The following is a 14,789-nucleotide window of genomic DNA, read 5'->3' on the forward strand; positions in this document are numbered from 1 at the left end:
CGTGATTACGTTATACAGTACAGAAGGGTGCCATCTTTGTGAGATGGCATTTTCCCTAACTCAACAACTCCACATTTCAGATCAAGTCGAGATTATCGATATAGCTTTCGATGATGAGCTGTTTTCTCGTTACGGCGTCACTATTCCGGTGCTCAGTTGCCAAGGTAATGAGTTGAATTGGCCGTTTGATTTGGAACAATTAAAAGTTTGGTTACGCAATAATGGCATTACTTACAATTAATAACGGATTGCTGGCATACGGTGATCATCCTTTACTAGACCATGCTGACTTCGCTCTACAAACCAATGAAAGAGTCTGTTTGGTTGGCCGAAATGGTGCGGGCAAATCTACCTTAATGAAAGTTCTGGCGGGTGAGGTGCTATTAGATGATGGCAAGCTGACAGTTACTCAAGATGTTGTCGTCTCTCGCTTAGAACAAGATCCGCCGCGCAATGAAGAAGGGACAGTCTTCGATTACGTTGCTGGTGGGTTAGCAGAAATCGGTCAACAACTAAAGATCTACCAAGATCAGTTAGATCTGATTGCTCATGATGCCTCTGAAAAAAACATCAACAAATTGGCTAGAATTCAAGAGCAGCTTGAACACTCGGGCGCATGGCGTTTCGAAGATCGCATTAAAAATGTTATGGACGCGCTAAATCTTGATGGTCACACCAAGCTGACGGATTTGTCTGGTGGCTGGCAGCGTAAAGCAGCGCTAGCGCGTGCCTTGGTGCGTGATCCTGATGTTTTGTTGCTTGATGAGCCTACTAACCACCTCGACGTGACGACAATCGAATGGTTGGAGAACTTTTTAAAGGATTTCCGAGGTTCGATTATCTTTATTTCTCACGACCGTGCATTCATCAAGTCTATGGCTACACGCATCGTCGATCTTGATCGCGGTAAGTTAGCGTCTTTTCCTGGTGATTATGATAATTACCTCGTTGAAAAAGAAGAGATGCTGCGCGTCGAAGAGATGCAAAACGCCGAGTTTGATAAAAAGCTTGCTCAAGAAGAGGTCTGGATTCGTCAAGGCATCAAAGCGCGTCGTACCCGTAACGAGGGTCGCGTCCGCGCACTTAAGAAGCTTCGAGAGGAACGCTACAATCGCCGCGATGTGCAGGGTAAGGCGAACATTCAGATTGATGATGCATCACGCTCAGGCAAAATCGTATTTGAAGCGCAAAATCTTGGTTACAGCATTGAAGGTAAGGCCATTGTTAAAGATTTCTCTTTCAACATCATGCGTGGTGACCGTATCGCTCTAATCGGTCCTAATGGTTGTGGTAAAAGTACCTTGCTTAAATTGCTGTTGGATGAGCTCAAGCCTTCACAAGGCAAGCTTCACTGTGGTACCAAGCTAGAAGTCGCGTATTTTGACCAATATCGTGAAGTGCTTGATCCAGAGAAATCTGTTATCGATAACCTTGCTGATGGTAAGCAAGAGGTGATGGTTGGTGGTCGACAGCGTCATGCGCTGAGTTACTTGCAAGATTTTCTATTTGCTCCTCATCGCGCGCGAACACCGGTCAAAGCCTTGTCTGGTGGTGAGAAAAACCGTCTTCTTTTGGCACGTATTTTTCTTAAATCCAATAACTTGTTGGTACTTGATGAACCAACTAACGATTTAGATATCGAAACATTGGAACTTTTAGAGGATTTACTTGCCAATTATCAGGGTACATTGTTGCTTGTCAGTCACGATCGTCAGTTTGTCGATAACACCGTGACCAACAGTTGGATATTCGAAGGCGATGGTGTTATTGAGGAATTTGTCGGTGGCTACCACGACGCACAGCAACAACGTCTTCAGGTTAAAAAAGCGCGTAACAGCGAAAAAGTTGAGTCGAGCGTTAAACAGGTTGAGGAAACTCCCAAAACCGCTGTAACAAAGAGCAAACCTAAGAAGTTATCTTATAAACTACAGCGCGAGTTAGAAGCATTGCCAGCCAAACTCGAACAATTAGAAGTGGATATTGAAAACTTGCAACAGCAGGTTAACAGTGCTGATTTCTTTTCCAAACCCGTAGAGCAGACGCAACCCGTATTAGATAAGCTAGCTGCGACAGAGCAGGAGCTTGAGATTGCTTTCGAACGCTGGGAAGAGCTCGAAGCGATGCAACAGGAAAGTTAAGATTAATGAGTAGTAATATTTTTAAAGTTTCACTAGTGGCAGCAACGGTCGCTGCTTCTTTCGGTGCTCATGCAGCGCTTTATAATGTTTATTTGCAAGACCCAGAGGGAACCAGCTCTAGCCTACAAACTTACGGTGTAGCTGTTGCTCCAAATGCAACTAATTGCTGGAGCAGTGCGTGTTCAGATTCTACTTCTGAAATGGCGACAGAAGTTAAGCGCTACCGTGAAGGGTTCCAGTATCGTGATGAGTCACCGTTCTTTTTACCATACGGTTGGACATACCTTGATGATAATTACGATGGTTTTAGAAATTACTGTCGTAATTTCTTAGGTTACTCAGATTCTTTGTGCGATGACTGGGCTGATAAACAGTACACGCAAGGCTATGCTAAAGAACAAGGTGGCAAGAACTATGCAGGGTCTATTGCTTACTTAAATAGTTCCGCTTTGTACGCAGAGAATACCGTCGTCAATAGTATTGATAATGGCTTTGCAACAGGGAACAGAGCTATTGTAGGTTCTTCTCGTAACGTTGCGTTTACTAGTATCAATGGCACATCAGTTGCTGATTTATCTCTAACTCACAATAGTACGACTTACGCAGAATCACATGCTTGGAAAACGTTGCAGGATGGTAGCACGTACTACACAGTAGGAAGCGTTACTAAAACATCAAACCACGCTACCAGTGATAACAATTCGTATGCCGCGGTTTGGGTCGATGGAGCATTACAAGCTCCGATTGATTGGATCAGTAGTACTACCACAAATAATGGCGATCGTAGAGCTCACGCTAGTGCTCGAGACATTATAAAAGATGGGAATGTTCTATATGCTGTTGGTTATAACTCCGACAGCGAGGTGTATTTTAGAGCAACCGTGTTTAAATCGGATAACAATGGTGGAACGAGCTGGACTTCAAAAGCTGTTGATGGTTTCCCTTATGCAACGTCTGAATACGCTAACCAAACGCTACAAGCGGTTAATAACAACGGTATCGCAATTGGTACAGCAAAACTGAACCAAGCCCTTAATGGTGCATATGCGAATACATTGTTTTATGTCGACAACTTAACATCACCAGTCTACAAAGCATTTAGTGGTAGCATCTTTTTTAACGGCGCAAATGGTAAAGCAGGCGGTATTAACAACGCCAACGATGTAGTTGGTACTATCGACTTTGAAAGTCACAAAGAGACCAATGGTAAACCGCGTGCTAAACGTGCGTTTATCACTAACTTAGGTACTGTCACTGGTTCCGCGCCTATCGGTGGTATTGCACGTTACTTGGATGATCTAACCTATGGTGCTGGTGCTTCCACTGATAACAATCAATATCGCATAATTGAAGCCGCTGACATCAACGATGCGGGTATCATTGCAGCGACAGCGTACTACTGTGCTGGTGGCTTTGACAGTGAAGCTATTGACGCCACATGTAATGCAGGCGCATCACTTGTTGGGGTGAAACTTGTTCCTATCAATGGTCAGACAGCGACAGATATAAGCACTCGTCCTGTTACTCAGGAGACGGTTGAGCGTCAAGGTGGCACAATTGGCTTTATCGCTCTGACTCTATTAGGGTTTCTAGGGTTCCGTAGAAAATAGGTTAAATTTTCAACTAGGGCACAGGTTCACAGTTTTGGATCTGTGCCTTTTTTATACCTTGAATTAAGCGTCATTTTGATCGAATCTTAATGGTGAAGTCATAAAAACTTCACTTCTATCGACTAGTGCTGTGCTAACGATAGTCAGTCTGCGATAGATAAAGTAGTACGTTAAGACACATTTTATGTATGAGGACGACACTATGAAGAGACAAAAGCGTGACCGCTTAGAAAGAGCTCAATCTCAAGGATATAAAGCGGGTCTAAATGGCCGCTCGATGGAGGCATGTCCATACCAGCAGATGGATGCTCGATCTTATTGGCTTGGTGGTTGGCGCGATGCCAGAGAAGATAAACACTCTGGTCTCTACAAATAACACTCACTCTCCACATACGAAATAGGATTTAGCCCCGAAAGGGGCTTTTAATGATGCTGTTAATGCACTATAACTAAATATGCTTGGTTCAAAAAAACGACTCCGAAGAGTCGTTTGTTGAAACATTTGCGCTTAAAAAGCAGAAGTGTCTTGGAAAAGGCCTACTTTAAGGTCTTTTGCAACGTAAATCTCTTTGCCATCAACTAATACACGGCCATCAGCAAGACCCATTACTAGCTTACGGTTTACTACACGTTTCATGTTAATTTCGTAAGTAACTTTTTTGGCAGTCGGTAGGATTTGGCCAGTAAACTTAACTTCGCCGACACCTAAAGCACGACCTTTACCTTTACCGCCAACCCAGCCAAGGAAGAAACCAACTAGCTGCCACATAGCGTCTAGACCAAGACAACCAGGCATTACTGGGTCGCCAGGGAAGTGGCAATCAAAGAACCATAGATCCGGAGCAATATCTAGTTCTGCTAGAATTAGACCCTTACCGAAATCACCTTCAGTTTCTGACATTTTAGTGATGCGATCCATCATTAGCATATTAGGTGCTGGAAGCTGAGGATAGCCTTCACCAAATAGTTCACCTTGGCTAGATGCTAGAAGATCTTCACGGTTATAAGAATCACGTTTGTTTTGCATTATCAATTACTCCAAATTTTGATAGCAGCATGTTAGTGAACACGTGTACGCTAAACAACTCCGATCAGTAAAAATATGAATTAAAACTCGGTTAAAACAACCAGTTTTTGATGCGTTCCACAATTCCTTGTGGGTGTTCATGTCTTTCAAAGTTTTCAATACGTTGCGCGATTCTACTGATCACACTCTCTTCGTCATCACCACGGAATGGTTTACCCATAATGATTGGAATTGCCTCATCGACGTTAGATACCGACCAGATATGAAATTCGTTATTTTTGATGCTTTCTACCACATCTTTATTAAGCGATAAATGTTTTAAATTCGACTTAGGCAGAATTACACCTTGATCACCTGTAAAGCCGTTATGCTTACACACGTGATAGAAGCCTTCGATTTTCTCGTTGAGACCGCCAACAGCTTGCACGCGACCAAATTGGTCTACCGCGCCAGTCACCGCGATCTGCTGATCAATCGGATATTCCGAAAGTGCGCTGACAAAAGAGCAGAGCTCTGCCAACGACGCACTGTCTCCATCTACTTCACTGTATGACTGTTCGAAAACAACCGAAGCAGAATAGGGCAAAGGTTCATCTAAATTGAGTGCACTGCTGACGAAAGCTTGCATGATCATCATGCCTTTGGCGTGTAGATTACCACCAAGTTCCGCTTTGCGTTCCACATCTGAGATATCACCATCACCAAAATGGATCACACAAGAGATACGTGCTGGTTCGCCGTAAGACATGGGATGCCCAGGAACATCAATAACAGTGAGTCCATTGACCTGACCAATACATTCACCCTCAGTCTCGATGATAACTTGACCGTCCGTAATGTCAGCCAAAGCGCGCTCTGGGAGATAAGATTCACGCTGATATTTATTTGCAATCGCTTGGTCGAGGTCTTGCTCTGAAATGACTTTACCATTTGAGGTGAGCACAGCTTCATTGAGTAATGAAAGATACCAAAGTGTCTCTATCGGCATGTAGTGCTGATCTTCTGTGTACCTTGCACCTGCAATCATTAAACGGTGAATAGCACCAAAGGAGAGTGTAGGGAGCTGGTATTCATCAACTAGCCAAGCAATATACCCTAAGTAAGTATCGATGCTCTGTTTATTAAGAGGAAGTTCTTGCTCAATCTCTGTAAACATCGCAAGGCCGCAATAAAGCTCTGGTTCAATGTATTCGAAATCTGCAATTTGGTGACGGTCACCAACAAGAACAAGCTTGATTTCGTATTGACGACAAGGTTTCTCTACAGCAATTTTGCGAGGATTTGCATTGACAGGGCTAATCTGTTCACCAAGAACAGCAGACTTAATCATCTGCCAACTAGCGGGATTGGCGAGTAATAATGTGACCGGTGTGATCAGATATCCGCCGTCTGCTTTATCTAAAAGCCCTTCAACTTTAGTGACAATGTCACCTTTGTCGTTGCAGGTATATGAACCGACTAAAGTGGCAATGTCTAAAGATTCCGTCGTTAATACCGGTTTGGAACTATCCGTTCTAACTAGACCATCTTTAACGATATTGCGGTAAAAGGCATTGTCGACCGCATTGACCATCAATATACGGTTAAAGCCATTCACGCTACATAGGGTATTAATTGCTTGTTTGAGACGTGGCTGGATGTCAAAAAAATCAACTTTCTCTAGCTGATTAAATCGATTGATTTGAGCGTCATATTGCGAATATTGCGGGGTAACAGCGTGCCAGCTTTCTTGATTCATCAATTCAGTTCATATACGTAAAATGGAGCGAAATTATATAGAAAAATGCTTCTGGTATATATAGATAATTTTATCTCATGATCTTGATCTCTTTTCGATTACAATAGGGATTGTAACTTTGCATGGTTAGGGTTACGCTGTCACCTACAACTGAAACGGAATGACTTTGCAATGAAATATCAACAGCTTGAAAACCTAGAGTGTGGTTGGAAATGGAATTATCTAATCAATAAGTGGAAAGCGGGAGAAGCGATCACTTGCCACATTGATACTAGTGAAGCAGATAGCGCGGTTAACGAGTTACGTCAGTTAGAACACCAACCCATAAAGGTGGTTGAGTGGATAGAAACTCATATGGCTCCTGAACTCGATAACAAGCTCAAACAGGCCATTCGTGCAAAACGTAAACGTCATTTCAATGCAGAACAGATACACACAAAGAAAAAATCTATAGATCTTGATTACCGTGTATGGGAGAAGTTGTCACACCGAGCAAACGAGTTGGGCTGCACTTTATCCGATGCTATAGAGTATCTGCTTTCTGAAGCTTCTCGAAGTGAAAAAGCGAGTAAGGCAGTGAGTAGCCTCAAAGAGGATTTAAGTAAGCTTCTCGATTAATAAGGATAGAACTATGCTATACGTTATTCTTGTCGCATCCGCTATTATATTTTGGTTAGTTGCCGTCGATAGGCCAGTACTTAGAGTGACCTTTACCGAGGGTAAAATTACCAAAGAAAAAGGGCATTTTCCGCCGGGATTTAAACACAATGTTGTTGAAATTGCGGAACGTACGCCATTCAGTGGGGAGCTTAAAGTTTATCAGCAACGTACAGGCACTAAGCTAGTGATGTCTAAGCAGATTCCGAAAAAAATACAGCAGCGTATTCGCAATGTATTCCCATTTCAAGGCTTTACGAGCAAAGGCAAAAAACGCAGCAGTTAAGCTTATATAATGTTTGATACTCCAGATCGTAGCAGTGTCTTGATTAAAAACTACTCACATAAAGCACTATAACTAAACGTTTAGTTAAGAAATCCCTATCTTTAGCTTATTAAACCGGAGTTTTCCAGGGTTGAAGTTGTTGTTACGTTGTAATTTTATCAAGGGATGGATTGAAAGATGATTCAAATCTGAAACACAGCATCATCGATAAATAATTAATCTGTAGTGAACGTATTCACGCAATTAAATTATTATGCTCTATAAACAACACTACCTATTAATTTTGGCTTCTCTATTGGTATTCGAATCATCACAAGCTGAGGAGAACAGCTACCCACTTTCACCATTCATTGGTCAAAATGACGCACACCAATTTCCTGACGATACGTCAAATGGTCAAGCTTCAAAGGGAACGATGCAAGGTATCTATGACGGACTTGAGTTAAATCGAATGTATAGTTGGGACATTGTATTTCAACAGCGCGGAGCTTTAGATACCGAAAACACGAGCACCGCCTCAATTGTCGAGAGTGCGCTTAAGTACGACTACTTTCTGTCAAATAACTACAGTATCTATGCTCGGCTCGGCGTCGCATATTGGGATTCGAAACAAAGCCAAAGTACGCTGAAAGACGTATCCCCGATGGTTGAAACAGGCTTAACTTATTGGGTTACCGATAAATTTAAGGTTTCTGGTGGATACCAGTACATTGATGAAATTGGTAATTACAACAGCCATACCTTATTGTTGAGCGCCGCATTTACTCTGGGAAGTTCCGTACCACGTTTACCATCTGCGTCATCGACTAACGTCGCAATGTGGCTTGAAGGAAAGGAAATACTTCCTGAGCAAATAGAGACTAAGGGCGAGGGTGCATCAAAGCCTATAACATCGAACATGACGCCAGAAAGCAGATCATTGAACCGATGTGTTGAAATGCGCCTGTTAACGGTAGATGACAGCGAAACATCATGTGAAATCGATACGCTGTAATACCAGTGAGCTGTGTTCTATGATTGGGAGCTTTTTGCTCAAGCACTAAAGTCTGTTGATCCAATTCGCAGAGCTCGATTAGAACAGATCGCTTACAATACGGCTTCGCTATCGATGGGAAAAGAAAAGGAGTTTTGGACCTGTGTTTACAATGCGTTATAGAAAACAATATGTCACTGCATTATTCATGCTCCTTACTTTACCAGCCGATGCCTTGAGTTGGTCTGATCACCTGCGCATCAACATGCTAAAGGCTTACGATAACTTAAACCTTAAAGTGGAGCAATGTGCTCAAATACGACGGCCGCTTGAAAACAACAAGTGGCCTCACCATGGTTTAATGAACTGAGCAGTGAGCAGAAAAAGGCAGCATTATTACTGCTAAGTCAGATGACAATGGATACATGCATCGCGGAAGAAGAAGCCGAATATAGCCGAACGTTGCTAGCATATGTAGCAGAAACAGGCGACTCTCAACGACTGGATGATTGGCTAACAATTAAGAAGGTGTTTCGACATAGAGAGCAACAAGATGCCTTTGAGAGTATAGATTTGCGTCAAATTCAAATTCTCTTAGAGACCAAGCCATTCAATAAACCATTTGATCCGTTGCAAGTATCGGAGCTGTATGACTAGCGATTAGCCCAGGTATGTGGGGGTGTTATTTACCGAGTCTAGAAATGGCCTTAAAGCCGCGTTCACAGCAAAATGCAGATCACTTGAACCGTTCTATCGCACAGTATCGAGCGGGGGAAATTACCCAGCGAGATCTGAACGGCAAGACCAAGACAAGAAAACCCTCAAGCGTATCAACAAGCTCATTTTCGACGTAAAGCGTTCTCTGTTTGAAGGCACTGGTAAACCAGAGCCGTTAAAAGAAAACTCAGCTGGATTCTGGTCACGCAGAATTGAAGATACCAATCGACTGGTTTGTGACGTCGATGAGTCGATGAGCAGGCCAGTAGTCTCGATGAAGTCAGCATCCGAGAGCGGGGCTACAAAGACGAATTCATTCTTCTCGTCGTCTTCATACCCTTGATCCTATCCTTTATTCCCGATTACGCGCCCTACGTCGAACAAGGCTTCGCAGCCCTGAAGAACATCCCCGAACCGTACTGGTATGTCGTCGGCGCCGTGGTGATCGATACCCTCGGCATGCGTGCCATGGTTCGCTACCTGCTTGAATTCTTCTCAAACAAGTTCAGGGGTAAATGATGGGACTATTTGAAGCACTGCTCACTTCCTTAATCACTGGCCTGGTCTCGAGCGCGGGCACCATCGCCGCGCTCAAAACCGACATCAACTGGATCAAGAAAGTCCAACAAGACCAGGAACAACGAATCCGACAACTGGAGGACAAACATGGCTAAACGATGCTGTAAGTGCAAAGGCCGCAAGCAAAACGGCCAGCTCAAGAAGGGCTACACCATCAAAGGCGGCCGGGTCGTCAAAGCATCCAAAAGCAAACGACGCAAAACCCGCCGCAGACGCTAACCAAAACAGCTCAACAGGGCGGTTTTTTTATGCTCGAAGTGCGCCACCACACACTATGCACTTGAATTCATTATATGAATCATAAAATGGTAACAATTCAGTCAGTTAAAGTTTATTTGGTTTGGCGTTCTGTTTAGAATGCGTGCAGTTAGGTGGCTAGGTGTCAGCTAATAGGCGTTATATAGGGCTTAAATTCAATACAACATCGTAATAAGGTAGCTAGGTGAGATTACACGAAATCAAGATCGACAATTTTCGAAAATTAAAAGGTTGTACGATTGGCTTTAGAGACTCGACTTTTCTAATTGGTGCAAATAATGCTGGTAAGTCTAGTGTATTTTCAGCCATTCAACTTATGCATAGTGCTAAGAATGCGCTAAGAGAAGACTATTCGAAAACATACAATGAAGAAGAAGATTTGTATGAATATTCCGAAGAAATTGAAATGGTTGCGGAATACCACAATTTACCAGAAGAAGCTAAAGAGTGGGTTGGTTTTAAAGGAAGAATAATTAGGGCCGAAGCCCCTTTACCAGGTGAAACCGAGAACAGCATAGTTTACAAAAAGGTTTGGTCTATCAAACAGTCAAAACCAAAAGTTTACATGCTTGAATACCCTAAAGCACCTAAAGATCAGTTTATTGGTGCAACACAAGTGTCTGAGCTGGTAGGCGACAGTTTCACAGAAGATTTTTTGAAAGAATTCTTCGGTGAAGATAACTTTACAAAAAAACTAACCATTAAATCAGTTAAAGAGAAACTTGAAGACTTAACCGAATACTGGGAAGTACAAGAAGATCAAGAACCAGAATGGGTTGAAAATCCGGGTGGCATTCCTGGCAACGTACTTTCTAAATTACCCCGCATAGTGGTTGTACCTGCTGAATCATGTGTATCTGAATTAACATCAAGCAACGGAGCATTGCATTCTCTTTTAGGTGATCTATTTGAACAAGTGCGTTCTCAATCAGAAAACTATGAACAAGCACAGCGTTTTCTAAACGAATTAGCATCCGAGTTAAATCCAAGTGATACTGAGACCGACTTTGGTAAGTTAATCCAAGAACTAAATGGGATGGTTCATAACTTGTTCCCAGATTCATCTGTTCATGTTTCTGCTGCATTAGATAAACCAGAGAAAACTATTAAACCTCAGTTTTCAGTTGAACTAGAAAGTAATGTAAAAACGGAGGTTTCATACCAAGGTCACGGTATGATCAGAGCAACAGCGTTCCAATTACTAAGGTTTGTTCAGGAATTTGTAAACAAAAATGCAGAAAACCCTAGAAGCACAATTTTCTGCTTTGAGGAACCAGAAATTTATTTGCATCCTTCGGCTGCAAATCAACTCAGGGATTCGTTGTACGAGCTAGCGGGACCTAGTTGTCAAATTGTAGCGACTACTCATTCTCCATATATGGTAAATCTTGGTACGGACAAGAGTATCAGCTTAACTAAGTTTTCATATGCCGAGGGTGGCTTTACTGGAACAACATCATTCAATCTTGAAAATGCTTTCTCAGATCTTCAACAGGATGAAAAACAAAATCTGAAGATGCTTTTAAAAGTTGATGACTATATTTCAAGAATGTTCTTTACAAACAAATGTATATTTGTGGAAGGGGACACAGAAGAAGTTGTCGTCAGAGAAACAATCAAGCGTTTAAGCTATGAAGATAAAGCTAGAGTAATAGGAAATTGTGAGTTCCTAAGAGCTCGTGGCAAGGCTGTGCTGATTTCGATTGCCAAATACCTAAATGCACTAGATGTTAATTATATCTTTATGCACGACCGAGACGCTGGAACTGAGAGGGCTGAAGCAATGAATGCACCTATTCTTGCTCAAACAGGCGCTGAACGCAGAATCATGATCGAAGAGTGTATCGAAGACTTGTTAGGCTATGTTCCACCATCAAGTGAAAAACCATATAAGGCATATGAGCATATTTCTCAAAATTGGGGGGAAGAGTTTAGCGAGTTACCAGAACGTTGGAAGAATGTGTTTTTAGATCTTTGTTCTCCACACTTAGATCATCTAAAACCAGCTTTATAACGAGGATTTAAGAGTGATCCCCAACGCATGGTATTTTGTATTCCATCGTTGGGGACCTGTTTACGGTGTTGTGGTTAAGCTTTGTGGCAGCGTTGCTTACACTAATGCGGCCTTAGTCTACAACATCGATATATCGTAAATAAGTTAAAATGGAGTTGGTTATGCAAAATGCAGTAAAACAAAAAAATATTGAATATCTATGGCATTTTACAAAGTTAGATAATGTTAGCTCAATCTTTCAACACGGGATTGTTCCAAGAGCGACTTTGGAAGCTAATCAAACAAATGTGGCATATAATGACCAGCATCGGCTAGATGGATTTAAAGATGCTAGTTGCTTGTCAATTGGTCATCCGAATTACAAAATGTTCTATAGCCTAAGGCAGCAAAACCCCTCAGTAGACTGGGTTGTTTTCGGTGTTAAAGCTGAAATCTTATGGACGAAAAACTGTGCGTTTTGTACAACCAATGCGGCAAATTCATTAGTCACCTCAGTCCCCATTTGGAAGAGAAAGGGGGTTCAGGCATTTGAGTCTCTATTTTTGCCAGTAGCAGGAAAACCATCGCGTCAAGAGTTACAATTGCCAGATAGTTGCCCGACAGATCCACAAGCTGAGGTCTTGGTGTTCGATACGATACTTCCATCTGATATTGTCGGTGTTGTTGTACCAACTAAGGCAAAAGAGTTGGAGTTGAAACCTCTGTATCCGACACATCAGGTTATGTACCATAGGGCTCATTATTCACCACGTTTAGACTATCAGCATTGGTACTACGAGTATGGCAATTAGACCCGTTTTTGTCCCAATAACAGATGGCAGCATTGGAGTTATTGAAAAAGCCATTGATTTTAAATGGCACCCAGGAATGGCTAAAACTCAGAAACAAAAATCAGTTTCTGAACTTCACACTTCGGCTAAGCTACTGGGAATAAACAATGTTTTAGAGATTTCGAGTAAATCCTTAGACGAACTCGGCATATCACTAAGTGCTTTCAATCTTTCTTTCGTGACTAAGAAGCACAATCACAAGATCACAGTTGAATCGGCTTTTCAAGGAAGTAAGGTCTTTAAAAGAGGCGGGCCTTACAAGGATTTGTATCTAGCTGACTCCAGAACTTCAAAAAAAGACATTCGAATAAAAGACTCAGGGCAGTTACTAAGCTTTAAGTTTTTTAACACGGAGTTTCCATTAATACCTCGAACCTTTTTTTATGATTGGTTGTATATAAAGGCTCTAGTTGCCAACCCACAATTAGTTACCCAACTGTATGAATTTGATGGGTTTAGCGATATTGAATTCAACCCTAAAAAATCTATCAATTGTCAAGCACATGCTGCTGCTCTTTACGTGAGTCTTAAAAGTGCAGGTATGTTGGAGGATGCACTATCTAGTCCAGACTTATTTTTACGAGCTACCAAACAGCACTACGATAATCAAAAGAGAGTAATTCAAGTTCAAGATTCACTAATCTAATGTGGCCGAAGAAACTGTTTAAGCCTTAAACTCGCCCCAATTTGCACTCCATACGCAAACTGCGTACAATTTGCGTATGAAAAGTGTATTTGTTGAATCAAGCATATTCGAAAAGTACCGAACTCAGTACCTGAGTGACGACGAATTCCGACTGTTCCAGGCGGAACTGATGTCGAACCCCAAGCAAGGGGATGTCATCCAAGGTACGGGTGGTTTGCGTAAGATTCGAGTGGCGACCAAAGGCAAGGGGAAACGCGGGGGCTCTCGTGTGATCTACTATTTCCTTGATGAAAAGCGACGATTCTATTTGCTGACCATTTATGGCAAAAACGAAATGTCTGATTTAACCACGGATCAAAAGAAACAGTTAAAAGCTTTTATGGAGGCATGGCGCAATGAGCAATCGTGATCTATTTGCTGAATTAAGTTCAGCCCTTGTTGAAGCAAAAGCGCACTCAGAAGGCAAAGTGACGCTAAAAACGCATCCAGTGAGTGATCTCACTGAACTCAACATCTCACCAGAGGAAATCATTAGCCTTCGTGAGCAGTTCAATATGTCTCGTGGTGTGTTTGCACGTTTACTGCACACCTCATCGCGTACGTTAGAAAACTGGGAGCAAGGACGCAGTGCGCCGAATGGACAAGCCGTGACGCTACTTAAGCTGGTGCAGCGTCACCCAGAAACCCTGTCGCATATTGCCGAGCTCTAACATCCTCCCCAAATTCAAAGACGTCGCATCAGCGGCGTTTTTTATGCCGGTTCGAAAATGGCTCCAACTCTTACTACTTGAACTTCGCCGGTACCCAGGGCTTAGGCGCAAGACGTCGGCCACCACGGAACGGAGGCAAATTGGGCACCGGTGGCGTAGGGCACGGATCATTCAATCGTGATGAAGTTATTTTTGACGTTTTCTACGGGTACAAGGATAAGTTGAAGTCTAATCGAATTTAAAAGATAAAAATGATGACACTTCTTTCGTTGTGAAAGCTGGAGAAAGTCGAATAATCAATTATTCAGAGAGTTTCCATGGGAAAAAGCACATTGAAAAATTTCCAGTTACTCGGCTACCCATCGACTTATTTGTAAAGGTGTTATCAAGTTAACATCCTAAAACCTCCAAGCAAACATAGGACAGATTCACTTAGAAATATTAGGACATTATCGCTTTGGGCTTACACGCTCAGTGCGTATTATGTACGTTATGTTAAATGACATGTATGATACAGCTAAGCCATTGCCCCGTTTGACTTACTCTACTGCGTTTATCGCCTAAGTTATTCAACATAATTGATTTACCATAAACACCCCTGATATT

General features: G+C 42.3%; 18 protein-coding genes and 1 pseudogene. 17 read left to right on the top strand and 2 right to left on the bottom strand.

Annotated features, from left to right (window positions below; translation table 11 throughout):
• Window position 1: 1 nt before the first annotated feature.
• The 4 genes from ACQEXR_RS10195 (at window position 2) to rmf (ending at window position 4,124) form a co-directional block, all read left to right on the top strand.
• Window positions 2–241 (top strand): glutaredoxin family protein, encoded by a 240-nt coding sequence (locus tag ACQEXR_RS10195; protein ID WP_331416265.1) that lies wholly within the window; start codon window positions 2–4, stop codon window positions 239–241.
• Window positions 222–2,138, top strand: coding sequence for an ABC transporter ATP-binding protein (locus ACQEXR_RS10200; RefSeq protein ID WP_427020276.1), 1,917 nt, complete (start codon window positions 222–224; stop codon window positions 2,136–2,138). The genes ACQEXR_RS10195 and ACQEXR_RS10200 overlap by 20 nt, the downstream gene beginning before the upstream one ends.
• A gap of 5 nt (window positions 2,139–2,143) precedes the next feature.
• The gene (locus ACQEXR_RS10205; protein ID WP_427020277.1) at window positions 2,144–3,748 is read left to right on the top strand and encodes a DUF3466 family protein; all 1,605 of its coding nucleotides are present in this window, start codon (window positions 2,144–2,146) and stop codon (window positions 3,746–3,748) included.
• A gap of 202 nt (window positions 3,749–3,950) precedes the next feature.
• Entirely contained in the window at window positions 3,951–4,124 is a 174-nt protein-coding gene (gene rmf, locus ACQEXR_RS10210) for a ribosome modulation factor (RefSeq protein ID WP_004414030.1), read from the top strand.
• A 132-nt stretch (window positions 4,125–4,256) separates the two neighbouring features.
• Here rmf and fabA read toward each other — a convergent pair whose 3' ends face one another.
• Together fabA and ACQEXR_RS10220 are read right to left on the bottom strand one after the other, a co-directional pair.
• Entirely contained in the window at window positions 4,257–4,775 is a 519-nt protein-coding gene (gene fabA / locus ACQEXR_RS10215) for a bifunctional 3-hydroxydecanoyl-ACP dehydratase/trans-2-decenoyl-ACP isomerase (protein WP_427020278.1), read from the bottom strand.
• Between the two features lie 91 nt (window positions 4,776–4,866).
• Window positions 4,867–6,513, bottom strand: a complete 1,647-nt coding sequence (locus tag ACQEXR_RS10220; RefSeq protein WP_427020279.1) for a S16 family serine protease — start codon at window positions 6,511–6,513, stop codon at window positions 4,867–4,869.
• Between the two features lie 171 nt (window positions 6,514–6,684).
• Here ACQEXR_RS10220 and matP point away from each other — a divergent pair, with 171 nt between their 5' ends.
• From matP to ACQEXR_RS10285, 13 genes and pseudogenes are all read left to right on the top strand, one after another.
• A complete protein-coding gene (gene matP, locus ACQEXR_RS10225; protein WP_331416269.1) occupies window positions 6,685–7,131 on the top strand; it encodes a macrodomain Ter protein MatP in 447 nt (148 codons plus the stop codon).
• A gap of 13 nt (window positions 7,132–7,144) precedes the next feature.
• The gene (locus tag ACQEXR_RS10230) at window positions 7,145–7,456 is read left to right on the top strand and encodes a DUF3634 family protein (RefSeq protein WP_138972374.1); all 312 of its coding nucleotides are present in this window, start codon (window positions 7,145–7,147) and stop codon (window positions 7,454–7,456) included.
• A 253-nt stretch (window positions 7,457–7,709) separates the two neighbouring features.
• Window positions 7,710–8,450, top strand: a complete 741-nt coding sequence (locus tag ACQEXR_RS10235) for an outer membrane beta-barrel protein (protein ID WP_427020280.1) — start codon at window positions 7,710–7,712, stop codon at window positions 8,448–8,450.
• Window positions 8,451–8,771: 321 nt separating this feature from the next.
• Window positions 8,772–9,086: a hypothetical protein gene (locus ACQEXR_RS10240; protein WP_427020281.1), complete on the top strand. Its 315-nt coding sequence runs from the start codon at window positions 8,772–8,774 to the stop codon at window positions 9,084–9,086.
• 172 nt (window positions 9,087–9,258) lie between these two features.
• Window positions 9,259–9,489 carry a type II toxin-antitoxin system YoeB family toxin gene (locus ACQEXR_RS10245; RefSeq protein ID WP_427020289.1) on the top strand — a complete coding sequence of 77 codons (231 nt, stop codon included), beginning with the start codon at window positions 9,259–9,261 and terminating at the stop codon, window positions 9,487–9,489.
• Window positions 9,399–9,665: pseudogene (locus tag ACQEXR_RS10250) on the top strand (hypothetical protein); the annotation flags it as partial. The gene ACQEXR_RS10245 and the pseudogene ACQEXR_RS10250, both read left to right, overlap by 91 nt.
• Entirely contained in the window at window positions 9,665–9,820 is a 156-nt protein-coding gene (locus ACQEXR_RS10255; protein WP_427020282.1) for a hypothetical protein, read from the top strand. The pseudogene ACQEXR_RS10250 and the gene ACQEXR_RS10255, both read left to right, overlap by 1 nt.
• 347 nt (window positions 9,821–10,167) lie before the next feature.
• On the top strand, window positions 10,168–11,997 hold the full coding sequence (locus ACQEXR_RS10260; RefSeq protein ID WP_427020283.1) for an AAA family ATPase: 1,830 nt from the start codon (window positions 10,168–10,170) through the stop codon (window positions 11,995–11,997).
• Between the two features lie 13 nt (window positions 11,998–12,010).
• Window positions 12,011–12,136 (top strand): hypothetical protein, encoded by a 126-nt coding sequence (locus ACQEXR_RS10265; RefSeq protein ID WP_427020284.1) that lies wholly within the window; start codon window positions 12,011–12,013, stop codon window positions 12,134–12,136.
• Window positions 12,137–12,158: 22 nt separating this feature from the next.
• Complete coding sequence (locus ACQEXR_RS10270; protein WP_427020285.1) at window positions 12,159–12,788, top strand: DarT ssDNA thymidine ADP-ribosyltransferase family protein; 630 nt, start codon at window positions 12,159–12,161, stop codon at window positions 12,786–12,788.
• The gene (locus ACQEXR_RS10275; protein WP_427020286.1) at window positions 12,778–13,473 is read left to right on the top strand and encodes a DarT1-associated NADAR antitoxin family protein; all 696 of its coding nucleotides are present in this window, start codon (window positions 12,778–12,780) and stop codon (window positions 13,471–13,473) included. The genes ACQEXR_RS10270 and ACQEXR_RS10275 overlap by 11 nt, the downstream gene beginning before the upstream one ends.
• Window positions 13,474–13,549: 76 nt before the next feature.
• Window positions 13,550–13,882, top strand: coding sequence for a type II toxin-antitoxin system RelE/ParE family toxin (locus ACQEXR_RS10280; protein WP_427020287.1), 333 nt, complete (start codon window positions 13,550–13,552; stop codon window positions 13,880–13,882).
• Window positions 13,869–14,183, top strand: a complete 315-nt coding sequence (locus tag ACQEXR_RS10285; protein ID WP_427020288.1) for a helix-turn-helix domain-containing protein — start codon at window positions 13,869–13,871, stop codon at window positions 14,181–14,183. The genes ACQEXR_RS10280 and ACQEXR_RS10285 overlap by 14 nt, the downstream gene beginning before the upstream one ends.
• Window positions 14,184–14,789: the final 606 nt, after the last annotated feature.

This window comes from Vibrio sp. TRT 2004 (assembly GCF_050113735.1).
In the GTDB taxonomy this organism is placed as follows: Bacteria; Pseudomonadota; Gammaproteobacteria; order Enterobacterales; family Vibrionaceae; genus Vibrio.